Origin of the sequence: Burkholderia sp. AU18528 (assembly GCF_002223215.2) — a bacterium.
GTDB classification, from domain to species: Bacteria; Pseudomonadota; Gammaproteobacteria; order Burkholderiales; family Burkholderiaceae; genus Burkholderia; species Burkholderia semiarida.
Map to the genome: position 1 here is coordinate 489854 of NZ_NKFC02000005.1, position 14592 is coordinate 504445.

General features: G+C 67.1%; 13 protein-coding genes and 1 tRNA gene. 9 read left to right on the plus strand and 5 right to left on the minus strand.

Translation table 11 applies throughout. The features are described from left to right. Positions 1 to 162 precede the first annotated feature (162 nt). The 4 genes from CFB52_RS13880 (at position 163) to CFB52_RS13895 (ending at position 4577) form a co-directional block, all read left to right on the plus strand. The gene (locus CFB52_RS13880) at positions 163 to 891 is read left to right on the plus strand and encodes a response regulator transcription factor (RefSeq protein ID WP_059578609.1); all 729 of its coding nucleotides are present in this window, start codon (positions 163 to 165) and stop codon (positions 889 to 891) included. A gap of 17 nt (positions 892 to 908) precedes the next feature. After that, on the plus strand, positions 909 to 2456 hold the full coding sequence (locus CFB52_RS13885) for a sensor histidine kinase (protein WP_099316788.1): 1548 nt from the start codon (positions 909 to 911) through the stop codon (positions 2454 to 2456). 227 nt (positions 2457 to 2683) lie between these two features. After that, positions 2684 to 4342, plus strand: a complete 1659-nt coding sequence (locus CFB52_RS13890) for an MFS transporter (RefSeq protein ID WP_059643034.1) — start codon at positions 2684 to 2686, stop codon at positions 4340 to 4342. A 158-nt stretch (positions 4343 to 4500) separates the two neighbouring features. Beyond that, positions 4501 to 4577 (plus strand) — tRNA-Met (locus CFB52_RS13895). A gap of 104 nt (positions 4578 to 4681) precedes the next feature. Here CFB52_RS13895 and CFB52_RS13900 read toward each other — a convergent pair. Then, positions 4682 to 5656 carry a LysR family transcriptional regulator gene (locus CFB52_RS13900; protein ID WP_059578621.1) on the minus strand — a complete coding sequence of 325 codons (975 nt, stop codon included), beginning with the start codon at positions 5654 to 5656 and terminating at the stop codon, positions 4682 to 4684. A 175-nt stretch (positions 5657 to 5831) separates the two neighbouring features. Continuing rightward, positions 5832 to 6806 carry a GlxA family transcriptional regulator gene (locus CFB52_RS13905; RefSeq protein ID WP_059578624.1) on the minus strand — a complete coding sequence of 325 codons (975 nt, stop codon included), beginning with the start codon at positions 6804 to 6806 and terminating at the stop codon, positions 5832 to 5834. Between the two features lie 115 nt (positions 6807 to 6921). Here CFB52_RS13905 and CFB52_RS13910 point away from each other — a divergent pair, with 115 nt between their 5' ends. Together CFB52_RS13910 and CFB52_RS13915 are read left to right on the plus strand one after the other, a co-directional pair. Continuing rightward, positions 6922 to 7605, plus strand: a complete 684-nt coding sequence (locus tag CFB52_RS13910) for a DJ-1/PfpI family protein (RefSeq protein WP_059578626.1) — start codon at positions 6922 to 6924, stop codon at positions 7603 to 7605. A gap of 59 nt (positions 7606 to 7664) precedes the next feature. Beyond that, entirely contained in the window at positions 7665 to 7976 is a 312-nt protein-coding gene (locus CFB52_RS13915) for a cupin (RefSeq protein ID WP_059578629.1), read from the plus strand. Between the two features lie 58 nt (positions 7977 to 8034). On the opposite strand, the gene CFB52_RS13920 is transcribed toward CFB52_RS13915, so the two are convergent. Beyond that, positions 8035 to 8319 (minus strand): PAAR domain-containing protein, encoded by a 285-nt coding sequence (locus CFB52_RS13920; RefSeq protein ID WP_059578632.1) that lies wholly within the window; start codon positions 8317 to 8319, stop codon positions 8035 to 8037. A 457-nt stretch (positions 8320 to 8776) separates the two neighbouring features. Here CFB52_RS13920 and CFB52_RS13925 point away from each other — a divergent pair, with 457 nt between their 5' ends. Together CFB52_RS13925 and CFB52_RS13930 are read left to right on the plus strand one after the other, a co-directional pair. Further along, positions 8777 to 9664, plus strand: a complete 888-nt coding sequence (locus tag CFB52_RS13925; RefSeq protein ID WP_059578634.1) for a LysR family transcriptional regulator — start codon at positions 8777 to 8779, stop codon at positions 9662 to 9664. A 242-nt stretch (positions 9665 to 9906) separates the two neighbouring features. Continuing rightward, a complete protein-coding gene (locus CFB52_RS13930; RefSeq protein WP_099316789.1) occupies positions 9907 to 13014 on the plus strand; it encodes a transglycosylase domain-containing protein in 3108 nt (1035 codons plus the stop codon). 39 nt (positions 13015 to 13053) lie between these two features. Here CFB52_RS13930 and CFB52_RS13935 read toward each other — a convergent pair whose 3' ends face one another. After that, positions 13054 to 13401 carry a GFA family protein gene (locus CFB52_RS13935; protein ID WP_099316790.1) on the minus strand — a complete coding sequence of 116 codons (348 nt, stop codon included), beginning with the start codon at positions 13399 to 13401 and terminating at the stop codon, positions 13054 to 13056. A 141-nt stretch (positions 13402 to 13542) separates the two neighbouring features. Here CFB52_RS13935 and CFB52_RS13940 point away from each other — a divergent pair, with 141 nt between their 5' ends. Beyond that, on the plus strand, positions 13543 to 13788 hold the full coding sequence (locus tag CFB52_RS13940) for a DUF1272 domain-containing protein (protein WP_059578642.1): 246 nt from the start codon (positions 13543 to 13545) through the stop codon (positions 13786 to 13788). A 34-nt stretch (positions 13789 to 13822) separates the two neighbouring features. Here the strand turns inward: CFB52_RS13940 and CFB52_RS13945 are convergent, their stop codons facing one another. Then, positions 13823 to 14506 carry a FadR/GntR family transcriptional regulator gene (locus tag CFB52_RS13945; RefSeq protein ID WP_099316791.1) on the minus strand — a complete coding sequence of 228 codons (684 nt, stop codon included), beginning with the start codon at positions 14504 to 14506 and terminating at the stop codon, positions 13823 to 13825. Positions 14507 to 14592 lie beyond the last annotated feature (86 nt).

Sequence of the window (14592 nt, forward strand, 5' to 3'; positions counted from 1 at the left end):
TCTGTTAGAGGCGCGCCCGCTTTCAAGCGCCGCCCACGAATGCAGACACTGTATAAAAAAACAGTGTTTTATGCAAGCCCGCAATGCAGGCTGCGTTGTACACGGATAACTTCGGAGACAGCCGCGCCGGCACGAACGCCTCGCCGGCCATCGGTCAGCAACATGCGAATTCTCATCGCCGAAGACGACAGCATACTCGCGGACGGCCTCACCCGGTCACTCCGCCAATCGGGCTATGCCGTCGATCACGTGAAGAGCGGCGTCGACGCCGATACCGCGCTGTCGATGCAGACTTTCGACCTGCTGATCCTCGATCTCGGGCTGCCGAAAATGTCCGGGCTCGACGTGCTCAAGCGCCTGCGCGCACGCAATTCCAATCTCCCCGTGCTGATCCTGACCGCCGCCGACAGCGTCGACGAGCGCGTGAAGGGGCTCGACCTCGGCGCCGACGACTACATGGCCAAGCCGTTCGCGCTCAACGAGCTCGAGGCGCGCGTGCGCGCGCTGACCCGGCGCGGCGCGGGCGGCGGGCCGACCGTCGTGCGCCACGGCTCGCTCGCGTTCGACCAGGTCGGCCGCATCGCGTATGCGAACGATCACGTGCTCGATCTCTCGGCGCGCGAACTCGGCCTGCTCGAGGTGCTGCTGCAGCGGATCGGCCGCCTCGTGTCGAAGGAACAGCTCGTCGATCACCTGTGCGAATGGGGCGAGGAAGTCAGCAACAACGCGATCGAAGTCTACGTGCACCGGCTGCGCAAGAAGATCGAACCGAGCGGCGTGCGGATCTCGACCGTGCGCGGCCTCGGCTATTGCCTCGAGAAGGTCGCGCCCGCGACGCCGGCCGACCCGGCGGCGCCCCAGCCCGCGGCGGCCGGCACGCCGCTGCGCTGACGCCGGGCGGCGCCGCGATGGCCACGCCGGCCCATTCCCGTCACCCGACCGGCGCGCCGTCGTCGGCCGCCGACGAGGCGCGCGACGCGCGCTACGAGAACCCGTTCGCGCCGCCCGACGAAACCGAATCGACCGAAACGCCGCGCCCGCGCTCGCTGTTCGGCGAAATCCTCGACTGGATGCTCGCACCGCTGCTGCTGCTGTGGCCGATGAGCATCGCCGTCACCTATCTCGTCGCGAAGACGATCGCGAACAGCCCGTTCGACCGCGCGCTGGAGACCAACGCGTACGTGCTCGCGCGGCAGATCCATCCGGTCAACGGCGTCGCCGAGCTGACGCTGCCGGAGCAGACGCGCGACTTCCTGCGCGCGGACAACATCGACAGCGTCTACTTCCAGGTGCTCGGCACACGCGGCGAGCTGGTCGCGGGCGAAGCCGACATGCCGCTGCCGCGCGACGAGGACCGCCCGCCGCCGGGCGTCGTCGTGTTCCGCGACGACCTGCTGCGCGGCAACGACGTGCGCGTCGCGTACACGACCGTCGCGCTGCCGCAGGCGAGCGGCGCGCAGCCCGTGCTCGTGCAGGTCGGCGAGACGCTCGACAAGCGCAACGCGCTCGCGAACGACATCATCAAGGGCGTGATCCTGCCGCAATTCGTGATCCTGCCGCTCGCGATCCTGCTCGTCTGGTTCGGGCTGTCGCGCGGGCTCGCGCCGCTCAACGCGCTGCAGGCACACATCCGCGCGCGCCGGCCCGACGACCTGTCGCCCGTCGAGGCGCAGCGCGCGCCGCCCGAGATCGAGCCGCTCGTCACGTCGTTCAACGACCTGCTCGCGCGGCTCGAACAGAACATGGCGCTGCAGAAACGCTTCATCGCCGACGCCGCGCACCAGATGAAGACGCCGCTCGCGGGCCTGCGCACGCAGGCCGAATTCGCGCTGCGCCATCCGGTGCCGCCCGACGTGCAGCGCTCGCTCGAGCAGATCGCGACGAGCTCCGAGCAGGCCGCGCGGCTCGTCACGCAACTCCTCGCGCTCGCGCGCGCCGAGAACCGCGCGAGCGGGCTCACGTTCGAGCCGGTCGAGATCGGTTCGCTCGCGCGGCGCACCGTGCGCGACTGGGTGCAGGCCGCGCTCGCGAAACGCATGGATCTCGGTTACGAAGGCCCGGACGACGACGCGCCGCTCGACGTCGACGGCAATCCGGTGATGCTGCGCGAGATGCTCGGCAACCTCGTCGACAACGCGATCCGCTACACGCCCGAAGGCGGCCGCATCACCGTGCGCGTGCGCGCGGAGCGCGCAGCGCGGCTCGTGCATCTCGAAGTCGAGGATACGGGCCCCGGCATCCCGGCCGGCGAACGCGAGCGCGTCGTCGAGCGCTTCTACCGGATCCTCGGCCGCGAAGGCGACGGCAGCGGCCTCGGGCTCGCGATCGTGCGCGAGATCGCCACGCAGCACGGCGGCACGCTGACGCTCGACGATCACGTCTACCAGCACACGCCGCGCCTCGCCGGCACGCTGGTGCGCATCAGCCTGCCGCTGACCGACACCACCCCGGATTAACCCTGACGCGCGCCGCCGCGGCTGGGTGCGAATATGCCGAAACCGGCGTTTTAACGGACGTTCGCATCACGATCGACACGCGAAGCGGCCGGTTCGCCACGGGTTAACGTGCAGTCGTTTTGTACGCGCGAGTCAGTACGCCGTAAGTTTCCGTGCCAATAATCGTCGACAGGCCCGCCCCTCCCAAGGCGGCCGCACATCTATATCAAGGGACTTGGAGACGATTCATGGCAACGTTAGGCGGGCAAATTTCGCACTCGCCGATGACGGGCGAAGAGAAGAAGGTGATCTTCGCGTCGTCGCTCGGCACCGTGTTCGAGTGGTACGACTTTTACCTGGCCGGCTCGCTCGCGGCCTACATCAGCAAGAGCTTCTTCTCCGGCGTCAATCCGACCGCCGCGTTCATCTTCACGCTGCTCGGCTTCGCGGCCGGCTTCGCGGTGCGGCCGTTCGGCGCGATCGTGTTCGGCCGGCTCGGCGATCTCGTCGGCCGCAAGCACACGTTCCTCGTGACGATCGTGATCATGGGCGTGTCGACGTTCGTGGTCGGCTTCCTGCCCGGGTACGCGTCGATCGGCATCGCCGCGCCGGTGATCTTCATCGCGATGCGGCTGTTGCAGGGCCTCGCGCTCGGCGGCGAGTACGGCGGCGCGGCGACCTACGTCGCCGAGCATGCGCCGGCCAACCGGCGCGGCTTCTACACCGCGTGGATCCAGACGACGGCCACGCTCGGCCTGTTCCTGTCGCTGCTCGTGATCCTCGGCGTACGCACGTTCGTCGGCGAGGAAGCGTTCGGCAACTGGGGCTGGCGCGTGCCGTTCGTCGCGTCGATCCTGCTGCTCGGGGTGTCGGTGTGGATCCGGTTGCAGTTGAACGAATCGCCGGTGTTCCTGCGCATCAAGGCGGAAGGCAAGACGTCGAAGGCGCCGCTGACCGAGGCGTTCGGCCAGTGGAAGAACCTGAAGATCGTGATCCTCGCGCTCATCGGCCTGACGGCCGGCCAGGCCGTCGTGTGGTACACGGGCCAGTTCTACGCGCTGTTCTTCCTCACGCAGACGCTGAAGGTCGACGGCGCCAGCGCGAACATCCTGATCGCGATCGCGCTGCTGATCGGCACGCCGTTCTTCCTGTTCTTCGGTTCGCTGTCGGACAAGATCGGCCGCAAGCCGATCATCCTCGCGGGCTGCCTGATCGCCGCGCTGACCTACTTCCCGCTGTTCAAGGCGCTCACGCACTACGCGAACCCGCAGCTCGAACTCGCGACGCAGAAGGCGCCGATCACGGTCGTCGCCGATCCGGCCACCTGCTCGTTCCAGTTCAATCCGGTGGGCACGTCGAAGTTCACCAGCTCGTGCGACATCGCGAAGAGCGCGCTCGCCAAGGCCGGCCTGAACTACGAGAACGTCGCGGCGCCGGCCGGTGCGCTGGCCCAGATCAAGGTCGGCGACACGGTGATCCAGACCTACGACGGCAAGGCGGCCGACGCGAAGGCGCAGGGCGCGGCGTTCGACAAGACGCTCGCGTCGACGCTGAAGGGGGCCGGCTACCCGGCCAAGGCCGACCCGGCGCAGCTCAACTGGCCGATGACCATCGTGATCCTGACGATCCTCGTGATCTTCGTGACGATGGTCTACGGCCCGATCGCCGCGATGCTGGTCGAGATGTTCCCGACGCGGATCCGCTACACGTCGATGTCGCTGCCCTATCACATCGGTAACGGCTGGTTCGGCGGCTTCCTGCCGGCGACCGCGTTCGCGATCGTCGCGGCGAAGGGCAACATCTACTCGGGGCTCTGGTATCCGATCGTGATCGCGCTGGCCACGTTCGTGATCGGCCTGCTGTTCGTCAAGGAGACGAAGGACTCGGACATCTACGCGCAGGATTGATGCCGTGCGTGAAGCGGGGACGGCCGGCGGAGGTGCTTCTTCCGGTGGCCGGCTCCCTGCCGTGATGGAGGCCGGCACGGGACGGCGGCAACTTTTTTCGGGAAAGATGGAAAAAGGTATTGACAGCCAGCCGGCCGATCGACATAATTCAAGTCTTCGGCGAATTAGCTCAGTCGGTTAGAGCGACGGAATCATAATCCGCAGGTCCGGGGTTCGAATCCCTGATTCGCCACCAAATGCGAAAAGCCGCTGTTTCTTTCGAAACAGCGGCTTTTTTCATTGCTTCATCCAGCGCACGCCGTGCCGCGCGCTGCCCGTCCTTCAGGCCGCGCGCCGCGACTACGCCACCACCGCTCCGCGCTGCGCCTCTGCCGCCTCCACCCCCACCTTCCCGCGCCAGTTCTCCCCGCCCTCCAACGCCGGCGTCGCCTCGAACACCTCCGCGATCCAGTCGGCGAACACACGCACCTTCTGCGACAAATGCCGGTTGTGCGGATACACGATCGAGATCGGCTTCGGCTTCGGATTGCAGTCCGGCAGCACCTCGACCAGCGAACCGTCGAGCAAGTGCGGCAGCACCATGAACAACGTAGGCTGGATCATCCCGAAGCCTTCGAGCCCGCACGTCACGTAAGCATCCGAATCGTTGACCGTGACGCTGCCGTTCATCCGCACCTCGAACGGCTTGCCGTCGATCATGAACACCCACGGAATCGTCCGCGCGCCGTGGCTCGCGCGAAAATTCACCGCCTGATGTTCGACGAGATCGGCAATCTCGTTCGGCTCGCCGTGGCGCGCGAGGTAATCGGGCGACGCGCACGTCACGCGCTTGAGCATCCCGATGCGCCGCGCGACCATCGACGAATCCTCGAGCGGCCCGACCCGGATCATGCAGTCGATGCCTTCCTCGACCGGATCGACGTAGCGGTCCGACAGCCCCAGCTCGAGCGTGATGTCCGGATAGCGCTGCCGGAAGGTCGACAGCGACGGCAGCACGATACGCCGCCCGAGCGAACTGGGCATGTGGACGCGCAGCATGCCGCTCGGCTTGCGGTTGCCCGCCTGGAAACTCGCGTCGGCCTCGGCGATCTCCGCGATGATCTTCATGCAATGCTCGTAGTACGCGGCGCCCTCCGGCGTCAGCGACAGCCGGCGCGTGGTCCGGTGCATCAGGCGCACGCCGAGCAGCGCCTCGAGATTCTGGATGATGGTCGTCACCGACGCGCGCGGCATCGAGAGCGTGTCGGCCGCCCGCGTGAAGCTGTTCGCGTCGACCACGCGGGTAAAAACTTCCATTGCCTGGATTCGGTCCATGCTGCCCCCCCTTCGAATCGCCAACGGAACAGAATAGAGCGCGCGGCGGACGCGGCACAAGCCCCTGCCTATTGTTCTCCGATCCTGAATAGTTTCGAAACTTCGGACTGGAAACCGACCGATTTCCGTTCAGTTCCGGGCGCCACCCGCTCCGGCCCCGATGATCGGTGGACCGTTACCGCACGAACCGCTCGCGATATCCCTGCGGCGACACGCCGAACACGCGCACGAAACTGCGCCGCAGCGTCTCTTCGGAACCGAAGCCGCACCGCCCGGCGATCCGCTTGACGGGCCACGCCGTCTCGCCGAGCAGGCGTTGCGCGGCCTCGACACGGATCTGCTCGACCGCGCGCGCGGGCGTGCGGCCGGTTTCCGCACGATAGTGGCGCACGAAGCTGCGCTCGCTCATGCTCATGCGCTCGGCCAGCGCGGGCACCGACAGGTCGGCCGTCAGGTGCTCGGCCATCCACGCGTGCAACTCGCCGAACCGGTCGGCGGTGCGCTGCATCGACAGCATCGTGCTGAATTGCGCCTGCCCACCCGGACGCTTCAGGAACACGACGAGCTCGCGCGCGACGTCGAGCGCGGTCGCCCGCCCGAGATCGTCCTCGACCAGCGCGAGCGCGAGATCGATGCCGGCCGTCACGCCGGCCGACGTCCACAGCGCGCCTTCGCGGATGAAGATCGGGTCCGGCTCGACACGCACGTTCGGGTAGCGCGCCGCGAATTCGTCGCAGCGCGCCCAGTGCGTGACCGCGCGCCGCCCGTCGAGCAGGCCGGCCTCGGCGAGCAGGAACGCGCCGGTGCACACCGACGCCACGCGCCGCGCGCGCCCGGCCTGCTGCCGCACCCAGCGCACCACTCGCGCATCCTTCGACGCCGCGTGCACACCCTTGCCGCCGGCGACGATCAGCGTGTCAGGGTGGCGCGCGATGGTGCGCAGCGACTCGGCCATCACGACGAGGCCCGACGACGTCTCGACAGGCCCGGCTTCGACGGCCACGACGCGCGGCGCATACGGCGCCGGCTGCCCGCGCTCCAGCGCGAGTTCGTTGACGGACGCGAACACCTGCAGCGGCCCCGTCACATCGAGCAACTGCGCACGGGGAAACGCGAAGATCAGGATCGAACGCGGGGCGGCGGCAGGCATGGCGATTGGCTGAAAACGTGGGTGATATGGCAATTTCGCCAAACACTACGCGCCTAGAATCGATCTGTCCATCCCGTGCCGAACGGCGCGTTCCCTTCCTCTCCGGAGCCTTCGCATGACACTTCACATCGGCCTTCTCGTCTTTCCGGGCGTCCAGCAACTCGACCTCACCGGCCCGCACGACGTGCTCGCGTCACTGCCGGACGCGGCCGTTCATCTGGTGTGGAAGTCGCGCGACGCGGTCGCGTCGAGCAGCGGCCTCGCGCTCGCGCCGACCTGCACGTTCGACGACTGCCCGCCGCTCGACGTGATCTGCATCCCGGGCGGGATCGGCATCAACGAATTGCTGCTCGATGCCGAAACGATCGCGTTCGTGCAGCAGCGTGCGGCCACCGCGCGCTACGTGACGTCGGTCTGCACGGGCTCGCTGCTGCTCGGCGTGGCCGGCCTGCTGCGCGGACGACGCGCGACGACGCACTGGCGGTTCCACTCGCTGCTGGAACCGCTGGGCGCGATACCCGTGCGCGAGCGCGTCGTGCGCGACGGCAACCTGGTCACGGGCGGCGGCGTGACGGCCGGCATCGACTTCGCGCTGACGATCGCCGCGGAGCTCGTCGGCGACGAAGAAGCGCAGGCGATCCAGCTTCAGCTCGAATATGCGCCCGCGCCGCCGTTCGACGCCGGCTCGCCCGACACCGCGCCGGCCGCGGTCGTGACGCGCGTCACCGAACGTACGGCGGCCGGCTTCGCGAAGCGCAAGCAGATCGTCGAGCAGGCGCTGCGCGCCACGTCGCGCTGAAGGCGGATGTCGGAAAAATCACGGGAGAGCGGCGCACACACGCGCCGGAGAACACATCGATGAACATCATCCGGAGTGCCGCATTCACCGCGGACCGCGCGTGGGGCGCCCTCGACATCGCGAACCTGAACGGCATCACGGTCCGGCTGCACTGGACCGACCAGCCGTATCGCTGGCACGTGAACGACGGCGAGGAAGTGTTCGCGGTGCTCGATGGCCGCGTCGAGATGCGCTACCGCGAAGCAGGCGTCGAGCACGCGACGGTGCTCGAAACGGGCGACGTATTCCACGCGACGGTCGGCACCGAACATGTTGCGCATCCGCTTGGCGCCGCGCGCATCCTCGTGATCGAGACCGAAGGCAGCGCCTGACGGCCGGTATCGGCGCCGCGATGCCGCGCGAACGACGAGCGCCTGCGGGCGGCGGGACTCAGCCCGAGATCGTCCCGGTTGCCTGCGATGCGATCAGTTTCGGCTGCGGCGTGCACTGGCACTGGCACAGGTCGTGTTCGAGCGCGACGACCTTGCCCATCACGGTCATCGTGCGCTCGCCGCCGTCCGACACGATCACGCCCGGCGACTTGCACGCCGCACAGAACACGGATGCGCCGAGATACGCGAGTTCGCGCCCGTCGAACGACGAATTGGCGATCCCTTCGAGCACGACGCCGCCGTGATCGGTCGTGTCGCCCTTCAGAATGAATTTGCGGCTCATGATGTCGGTTCTTCCCTCGGAAACGCCGCGCAACGCAGCCGTGCACGGGCATCGTGAAACCGCCCGTCGGTCGCGGGCGTCCCGCGAGCATATCACCCGGACACGATTGCATGCGACGGTTCGATCCGCTGCTTCGTCGCGGCCGTGCGTTGGCACGATGGCGCGAAAACGCCGGAAATACTTTATCTCGATAAAATCGAATCGCCCGATATCTCAAATACGTGAAAAAAACAATCGTCTGAACTTTCGTACAATTACTAAAAATGGTTGTAAAAATTACCCTTAACCGGACGCAAACCAGCGCTCACAAAACGCCGAAACCCTATATTTTCCGGGCTTCCCAGCCATCAAATCAACCTATAGTTTCATAATACTTTTTTCCTCCATCGTCCGACGCTCTGAACAGTAAATTGGAAGATAGAATTAAATAAACAATTTCTGATTCTAGGCAAAAAAAATGGACGAACTCCTTCCAATGCGACTATTTGTCAAGGTTGCCGAACTACAAAGTTTCGTGCGCGCCGCGACCGAACTGAACATCTCCAATTCGTCGGCCACCCGCATGATCATGAGCATCGAGAACCGGCTCGGCGCGCGCCTGCTGAATCGCACGACCCGCAGCCTGTCGCTGACCGACGCCGGCCACCTCTACCTGGCGCAGATGCGTCACGTGATCGAGGAAATCGACCGCGTCGAGGAAACGATCGCGTCGATGCACCAGGAACCGATCGGTTCGCTGAAGATCGCCGCGCCGGTCATGTTCGGCATGCACGTGCTCGCGCCCGCGATCGACGCGTTCAAGGCACGCCATCCCAACATCGTGCCGGAAGTCACGATCGTCGACCGCCATGTCGACCTCGTGTCGGAAGGCTTCGATATCGGGCTGCTGCTGTCGCAGCACATCGGCAACAGCACGTTGGTGAAGCGCCCGCTCATGCAATTCCAACGCGTCGTCTGCGCGTCGCCGCAATATGTCAGCCGGCACGGCTCGCCGGCCCATCCGCACGATCTCGCCACGCATGCATGCCTGGTGTTCCATGCCGACTTCGCGAGCGATTACCTGACGTTCGAGCACGACCAGACGCGTGTCACGGTGCGCCCGAACAAGGCCGCGTCGTCGAACAATTTCGGCATGATCCGGAACTGGGCGCTTGCCGGCATGGGCATCGCAGTCCTGCCGGACTTCCTCGCCGAACCGGATCTTCATGATGGCCAGCTTCTGGCCCTGCTCGCCGACTATCGTCTCGAAGCGCTCCAGATGAACGTCGCATACCCGAGCCGCAAGCACTTTCCGCGTAAATCCCGCCTTTTCATCGATCACCTCGTCGAACATTTCGTCAGTTGAATGATGCGATCGCGACGGTCTTTTCGGTGCCAGATGGCTTCCGAACGCGGATGCGGGACGACGTGTACCGCGAGGCCGCACCCGCGCGCGGGCCCGGCCTCGCGGCGCACGATCCCGGCGCGGGCACGGGTGTTGCGCCGCTGCATCTCAGTAGTGAACCACCCTTGGCAGCCCGCTGCGGAGGACTACACTAATCCTTAATGAGGTGCGGCCGGAGCCCGCGCCTTCAGGGAGACGCCGCCATGAATCGGCCGCTGAATCGCATCCTGCCGCGCGTGACCGGAGCTGCATCGGTCTGGACGTGGATCAAGTGGTCCTTGCTGGCCGCGCTGGTGATCGCGATCGCGGTCGTGGTGAGGCTCGTGATGACCGAAATCGCGACGTCGCGCCTGCAGGCGCACTATTTGTCCGAGCTCACCCGCGACGTCGGCTACACGGTCGAAACGGGCGCGAGCAACCACATCCGTTTCCCCGCGAACGGGCCGTACGATCAACGCCTCGGCTATTCGATGATTCCCGCGTTCCAGCAGCGGCTGCTCGCGCGCGGCTTCGTCGTCGGCAAGCAGGCGCGCGATTCCGACCGGATGCTGGCGCTCGCCGATCATGGCCTGTTCCTGCCTTACGAAGAGAAAGACCAGACCGGGCTGATGCTGTTCGACTCGACCGGCTCGCCGCTGTTCGCGACCGTGTTCCCGCAGCGCGTGTACGCCGATTTCGACACGGTGCCGCGCGTGGTCGTCGATTCGCTGATGTTCATCGAGGATCGTTACCTGCTCGACCCGAACCAGCCGAACCGCAACCCGGCGATCGACTGGGGCCGCTTCAGCCGCGCGCTCGCCGACCAGGCGCTGCACGTCGTCAACCACCACCAGGCGCGCCCGGGTGGCAGCACGCTCGCGACGCAGATCGAGAAGTTCCGCCACTCGCCCGACGGCCGTACCGCGACGCCGCCGGAGAAACTGCGGCAGATCGCGTCCGCGTCGATCCTCGCGTACCTGAACGGCCCGCAGACGATGCTCGCGCGCCGCTCGATCGTCGTGCGCTACCTGAATTCGGTGCCGCTCGCCGCCCGGCCGCACGTGGGCGAAATCACCGGTATCGGCGACGGTCTCGCCGCGTGGTACGGCCGCGACTTCAACGACGTGAACCGCATCCTGTCCGCGCCGACGACCGGCGACAACGTCGACCAGCAGGGCAAGACGTTCCGCGAGGTGTTGTCGTTGCTGATCGCGCAGCGCGCGCCGTCGTACTTCCTGAATCGCGGGTATCCGGCGCTGCAGAAGCTGACCGACAGCTACCTGCGGCTGCTGTCGAACGGCGGCGTGATCTCGCCCGCGCTGCGCGATGCGGCGCTCGCCGCGCAGATCGAACGCAGCGCGCCGCCCGCCGCCGCGCGCGTGCAGTCGTTCGTGTCGCGCAAGGCCGTCACGTCCGCGCGCGCGTCGCTGCTGTCGGCGCTCGGCATCGCCGACCTGTACCAGCTCGACCAGCTCGACCTGGAAGCGACCAGCACGCTCGACAACGGCGTGCAGCAGGCGGTCGCCCAGCGGCTCGCGCAGGCGTCGACCCGCGACGGCGCGCAGGCGGCCGGCCTGTACGGCTTCGAGATGCTCGCGCCGAAGGACGACCCGTCGCACCTGACGTACAGCTTCACGCTGTACGAGCATCGCAACGGCGCGAACCTGCTGCGCGTGCAGACCGACAGTGTGAACCAGCCGTTCGACGTGAATCGCGGCGGCCGCATCAACCTCGGTTCGACCGCGAAGCTGCGCACGTTGATCACGTACCTGCAGATCGTCTCCGACCTGCATGCGCGCTACGCGAACCTGTCGAACGCGGAGCTGGCGCGCGTGAAGCCCGATCCGATCGACGGGCTGTCGCGCTGGGCGCTCGACTACCTGTCGCATACGCGCGACCGCTCGCTGCAGGCGATGCTCGATGCGTCCGTCGAACGCAAGTACTCGGCGAGCCCGGACGTGTTCTACACGGGCGGCGGCGCGCAGGTGTTCTCGAACTTCGAGAAGTCGGACAACGGCCGCATCATGACGCTGCACACGGCGTTCGAGCACTCGGTGAACCTCGTGTTCGTGCGGCTCATGCGCGACATCGTCCACTACGAGACGCTGCAGGCGGCCGGACCGTCGTCGTCGTGGCTGAACGATCCCGCCCAGCGCCAGCACTACCTGCAGCAGTTCGTCGACGGAGAAAGCCAGGTCTACGTGAAGCGCTACTACACGCGCTATGCGGGCAAGGCGCCCGACGACGCGCTCGCGCTGATGCTGCGCGACGTACGCAAGTCGCCGCCGAAGCTCGCGACGGTGCTGCGCAGCGTCGCGCCGAACGAATCGCTCGCGTGGTTCGCCGCGCGGATGCGCGCGCAACTGAAGGGCACGCCGGCCGCGACGCTGTCCGACGACGATCTCGCCGCGCTCTACGCGAAATACGCGATCGACCGCTTCAACCTGAACGACCGCGGCTATATCGCGAGCGTGCATCCGCTCGCGCTGTGGACGCTCAACTACCTGCGCGCGCATCCCGCCGCGTCGCTCGCGGACGTTCAGCGCGACAGTCGCGACGCGCGTTTCTACACGTATTCGTGGCTGTACAAGACCCGCTACCACGCGACGCAGGACCGGCGCATCCGCCGCATGGTCGAGCTGCGCGCGTACGCGGAGATCACGAAGTCGTGGCGCGCGCTCGGCTATCCGTTCGCGGAAGTGACGCCGTCGTATGCGGCCGCGATCGGCGCATCGGGCGACCAGCCCGACGCGCTCGCGAAACTGATCGGCCTGATCGTGAACGGCGGCCAGAAGGCGCCGACCGAGACGATCACGCGGCTCGATTTCGCGAAGGGCACGCCGTACGAAACGCGCTTCGTGCGCGCGGCCGCGCAACCTCAGCCGATACTGCCGCCGGAGATCGTCAAGGTGGCGCACACGCTGCTGCGCGACGTCGTGCTCAACGGCACCGCGCGCCGCCTCGCGAGCGGGCTCACGCTGCCCGACGGCAAGACGCTCGACGTGTACGGCAAGACGGGCACGGGCGACCAGCGCTTCAACGTGTATGCGCGCGGCGCGCGGCTGATCGAATCGCGCAAGGTCAACCGCAGCGGCACCTTCGTGTTCGCGATCGGCGACCGGTTCTTCGGCGTGCTGACGGCGACCGCGCACGAGCCATACGCGGCGCGCTACGACTTCACGAGCGCGATGGCCGTGCAGCTGCTGAAGTCGATGGCGCCGGCGCTCGCGCCGCTGATCGAACGGCCGGCCGACGCCGGCACGCGCACCGCGGGCCCGGCGCCGCAGGCGGAAACGCCCGCGCCGGGCGCGACGACCGCGCACCCGTCCTGACCCGATCGCCGCGCGCAGGCGCCCGCACCGGCGCGCCGGTCAGTGCGCGCGGCCGTCGTAGTGCGTGACGGGCAGTGCGTCGAGATCGACGCCGTCGATGCAGCGCACGTTGATCGCGGCCATCGCGGTGCCCTTCGGATCGACACCCTCGCCGAACGCGTGAATCCCGCAACGCTTGCAGAAGCGATGCCGGATCACGTGCTTGTTGAACAGGTAGGTCGCGAGATTTTCGTCGGGCGTCAGCAGCTTCATGTGGTCGCGCGGCACGAACCACATCAGCGCGCCCTTGCGCCGGCAGATCGAGCAGTTGCACGCCATCACGCCCTGCAGGTCGCCTTCCGCCTCGAACGTCACGTCTCCACAATGACAGCTTCCGCGATAAAGCATGGTCGTCTCCCGGTGCAGCCCGTGCGCAGCGCCGGCGCCCGGGCGGGACACCGTTGGCCGGGCCGATCCAAACGCGTACAGTAGCGCTCGCATGCGCCGCACGCAATGTGCGGCGCCCCCTCACCCGTCAAGGAGACCGTCATGCTTGAACTGCGCCCCGGCTGCGAATGTTGCGACAAGGATCTGCCGCCGGATTCGACGGACGCGCGCATCTGTACGTTCGAATGTACTTTTTGCGCGACGTGCGCCGACGACGTGCTCAAAGGCCAGTGCCCGAACTGCGGCGGCGACCTGGTCGCGCGGCCGCGGCGGCCAGCGAGCCTGCTCGCGAAGTACCCGCCGTCGACGGAACGCATCCACAAGCCGGGCGGCTGCGCGAACGCCTGACGGCACCGCAACGGCGCCGCCCGCCCCGCTTCCGTCACGACATCTCGATCCGCGCACGCGTCACCGCGAGCAGCGTCGCCATCGCGCGGCGCGCGCCGTCCTCGTCGCGCACGCGGATCGCGTCGCTGACGGCCGTATGCTCGGCCAGCGACGCGTTGTAAACGTCCGCCCGGCGCGCATTCAACTGCAGTTGCGCCTCGAGCGTGCGATCGATCAGCGCGCCGAGCGGCACCAGCAGCTCGTTGCCGCCGGCCTCCAGCACGCTCAGGTGAAAGCGCAGGTCGGCGCGCACCCATTCGTCGACGTTGCGCGCGGCGGCCATCGCGCGCGCCGCGCCCTCGATCGCGTCGAACGCGTCGGGCGTATGCGCGCGGGCGGCGAGCGCGGCCGCGTACGGCTCGATCATCTCGCGCATTTCCTGCAGCTTCAGCGCGAACGCGAGCGGCGGCGCGACGCGCGCATACCAGTCGAGCAGGTCGGCGTCGAGCAGGTTCCACGCCTGGCGCGGCCGCACGCGCGTGCCGACCTTCGGCCGCGATTCGACGAGCCCCTTCGACGTCAGCGTGCGCAGCGCCTCGCGCATCACCGTGCGGCTCACGCCGTACATCTCCATCAGGTCGGGTTCCCTCGGCAGCAGCGAGTCGGGCGGATAGTCGCCGCGCAGGATCGCCGTCGCGAGCCGGAAAGCCGTCTGTCCATGCAGGTCGCGTTGAATGATCGTTCTCCGTCGGGCGGGCTGCCCACTATCTGCACATTAATGCTATTAATACTATTTTTTATTCGACTACGCTAGGATAACCGCGA

What these genes read in the sequence shown, in the direction of transcription:
- CFB52_RS13880 (WP_059578609.1), top strand. Translation starts at nt 163, where the DNA reads ATGCGAATTCTCATCGCCGAAGACGACAGCATACTCGCGGACGGCCTC.
- CFB52_RS13885 (WP_099316788.1), top strand. Translation starts at nt 909, where the DNA reads ATGGCCACGCCGGCCCATTCCCGTCACCCGACCGGCGCGCCGTCGTCG.
- CFB52_RS13890 (WP_059643034.1), top strand. Translation starts at nt 2,684, where the DNA reads ATGGCAACGTTAGGCGGGCAAATTTCGCACTCGCCGATGACGGGCGAA.
- CFB52_RS13900 (WP_059578621.1), bottom strand. Translation starts at nt 5,656, where the DNA reads ATGGACCGAATCCAGGCAATGGAAGTTTTTACCCGCGTGGTCGACGCG.
- CFB52_RS13905 (WP_059578624.1), bottom strand. Translation starts at nt 6,806, where the DNA reads ATGCCTGCCGCCGCCCCGCGTTCGATCCTGATCTTCGCGTTTCCCCGT.
- CFB52_RS13910 (WP_059578626.1), top strand. Translation starts at nt 6,922, where the DNA reads ATGACACTTCACATCGGCCTTCTCGTCTTTCCGGGCGTCCAGCAACTC.
- CFB52_RS13915 (WP_059578629.1), top strand. Translation starts at nt 7,665, where the DNA reads ATGAACATCATCCGGAGTGCCGCATTCACCGCGGACCGCGCGTGGGGC.
- CFB52_RS13920 (WP_059578632.1), bottom strand. Translation starts at nt 8,319, where the DNA reads ATGAGCCGCAAATTCATTCTGAAGGGCGACACGACCGATCACGGCGGC.
- CFB52_RS13925 (WP_059578634.1), top strand. Translation starts at nt 8,777, where the DNA reads ATGGACGAACTCCTTCCAATGCGACTATTTGTCAAGGTTGCCGAACTA.
- CFB52_RS13930 (WP_099316789.1), top strand. Translation starts at nt 9,907, where the DNA reads ATGAATCGGCCGCTGAATCGCATCCTGCCGCGCGTGACCGGAGCTGCA.
- CFB52_RS13935 (WP_099316790.1), bottom strand. Translation starts at nt 13,401, where the DNA reads ATGCTTTATCGCGGAAGCTGTCATTGTGGAGACGTGACGTTCGAGGCG.
- CFB52_RS13940 (WP_059578642.1), top strand. Translation starts at nt 13,543, where the DNA reads ATGCTTGAACTGCGCCCCGGCTGCGAATGTTGCGACAAGGATCTGCCG.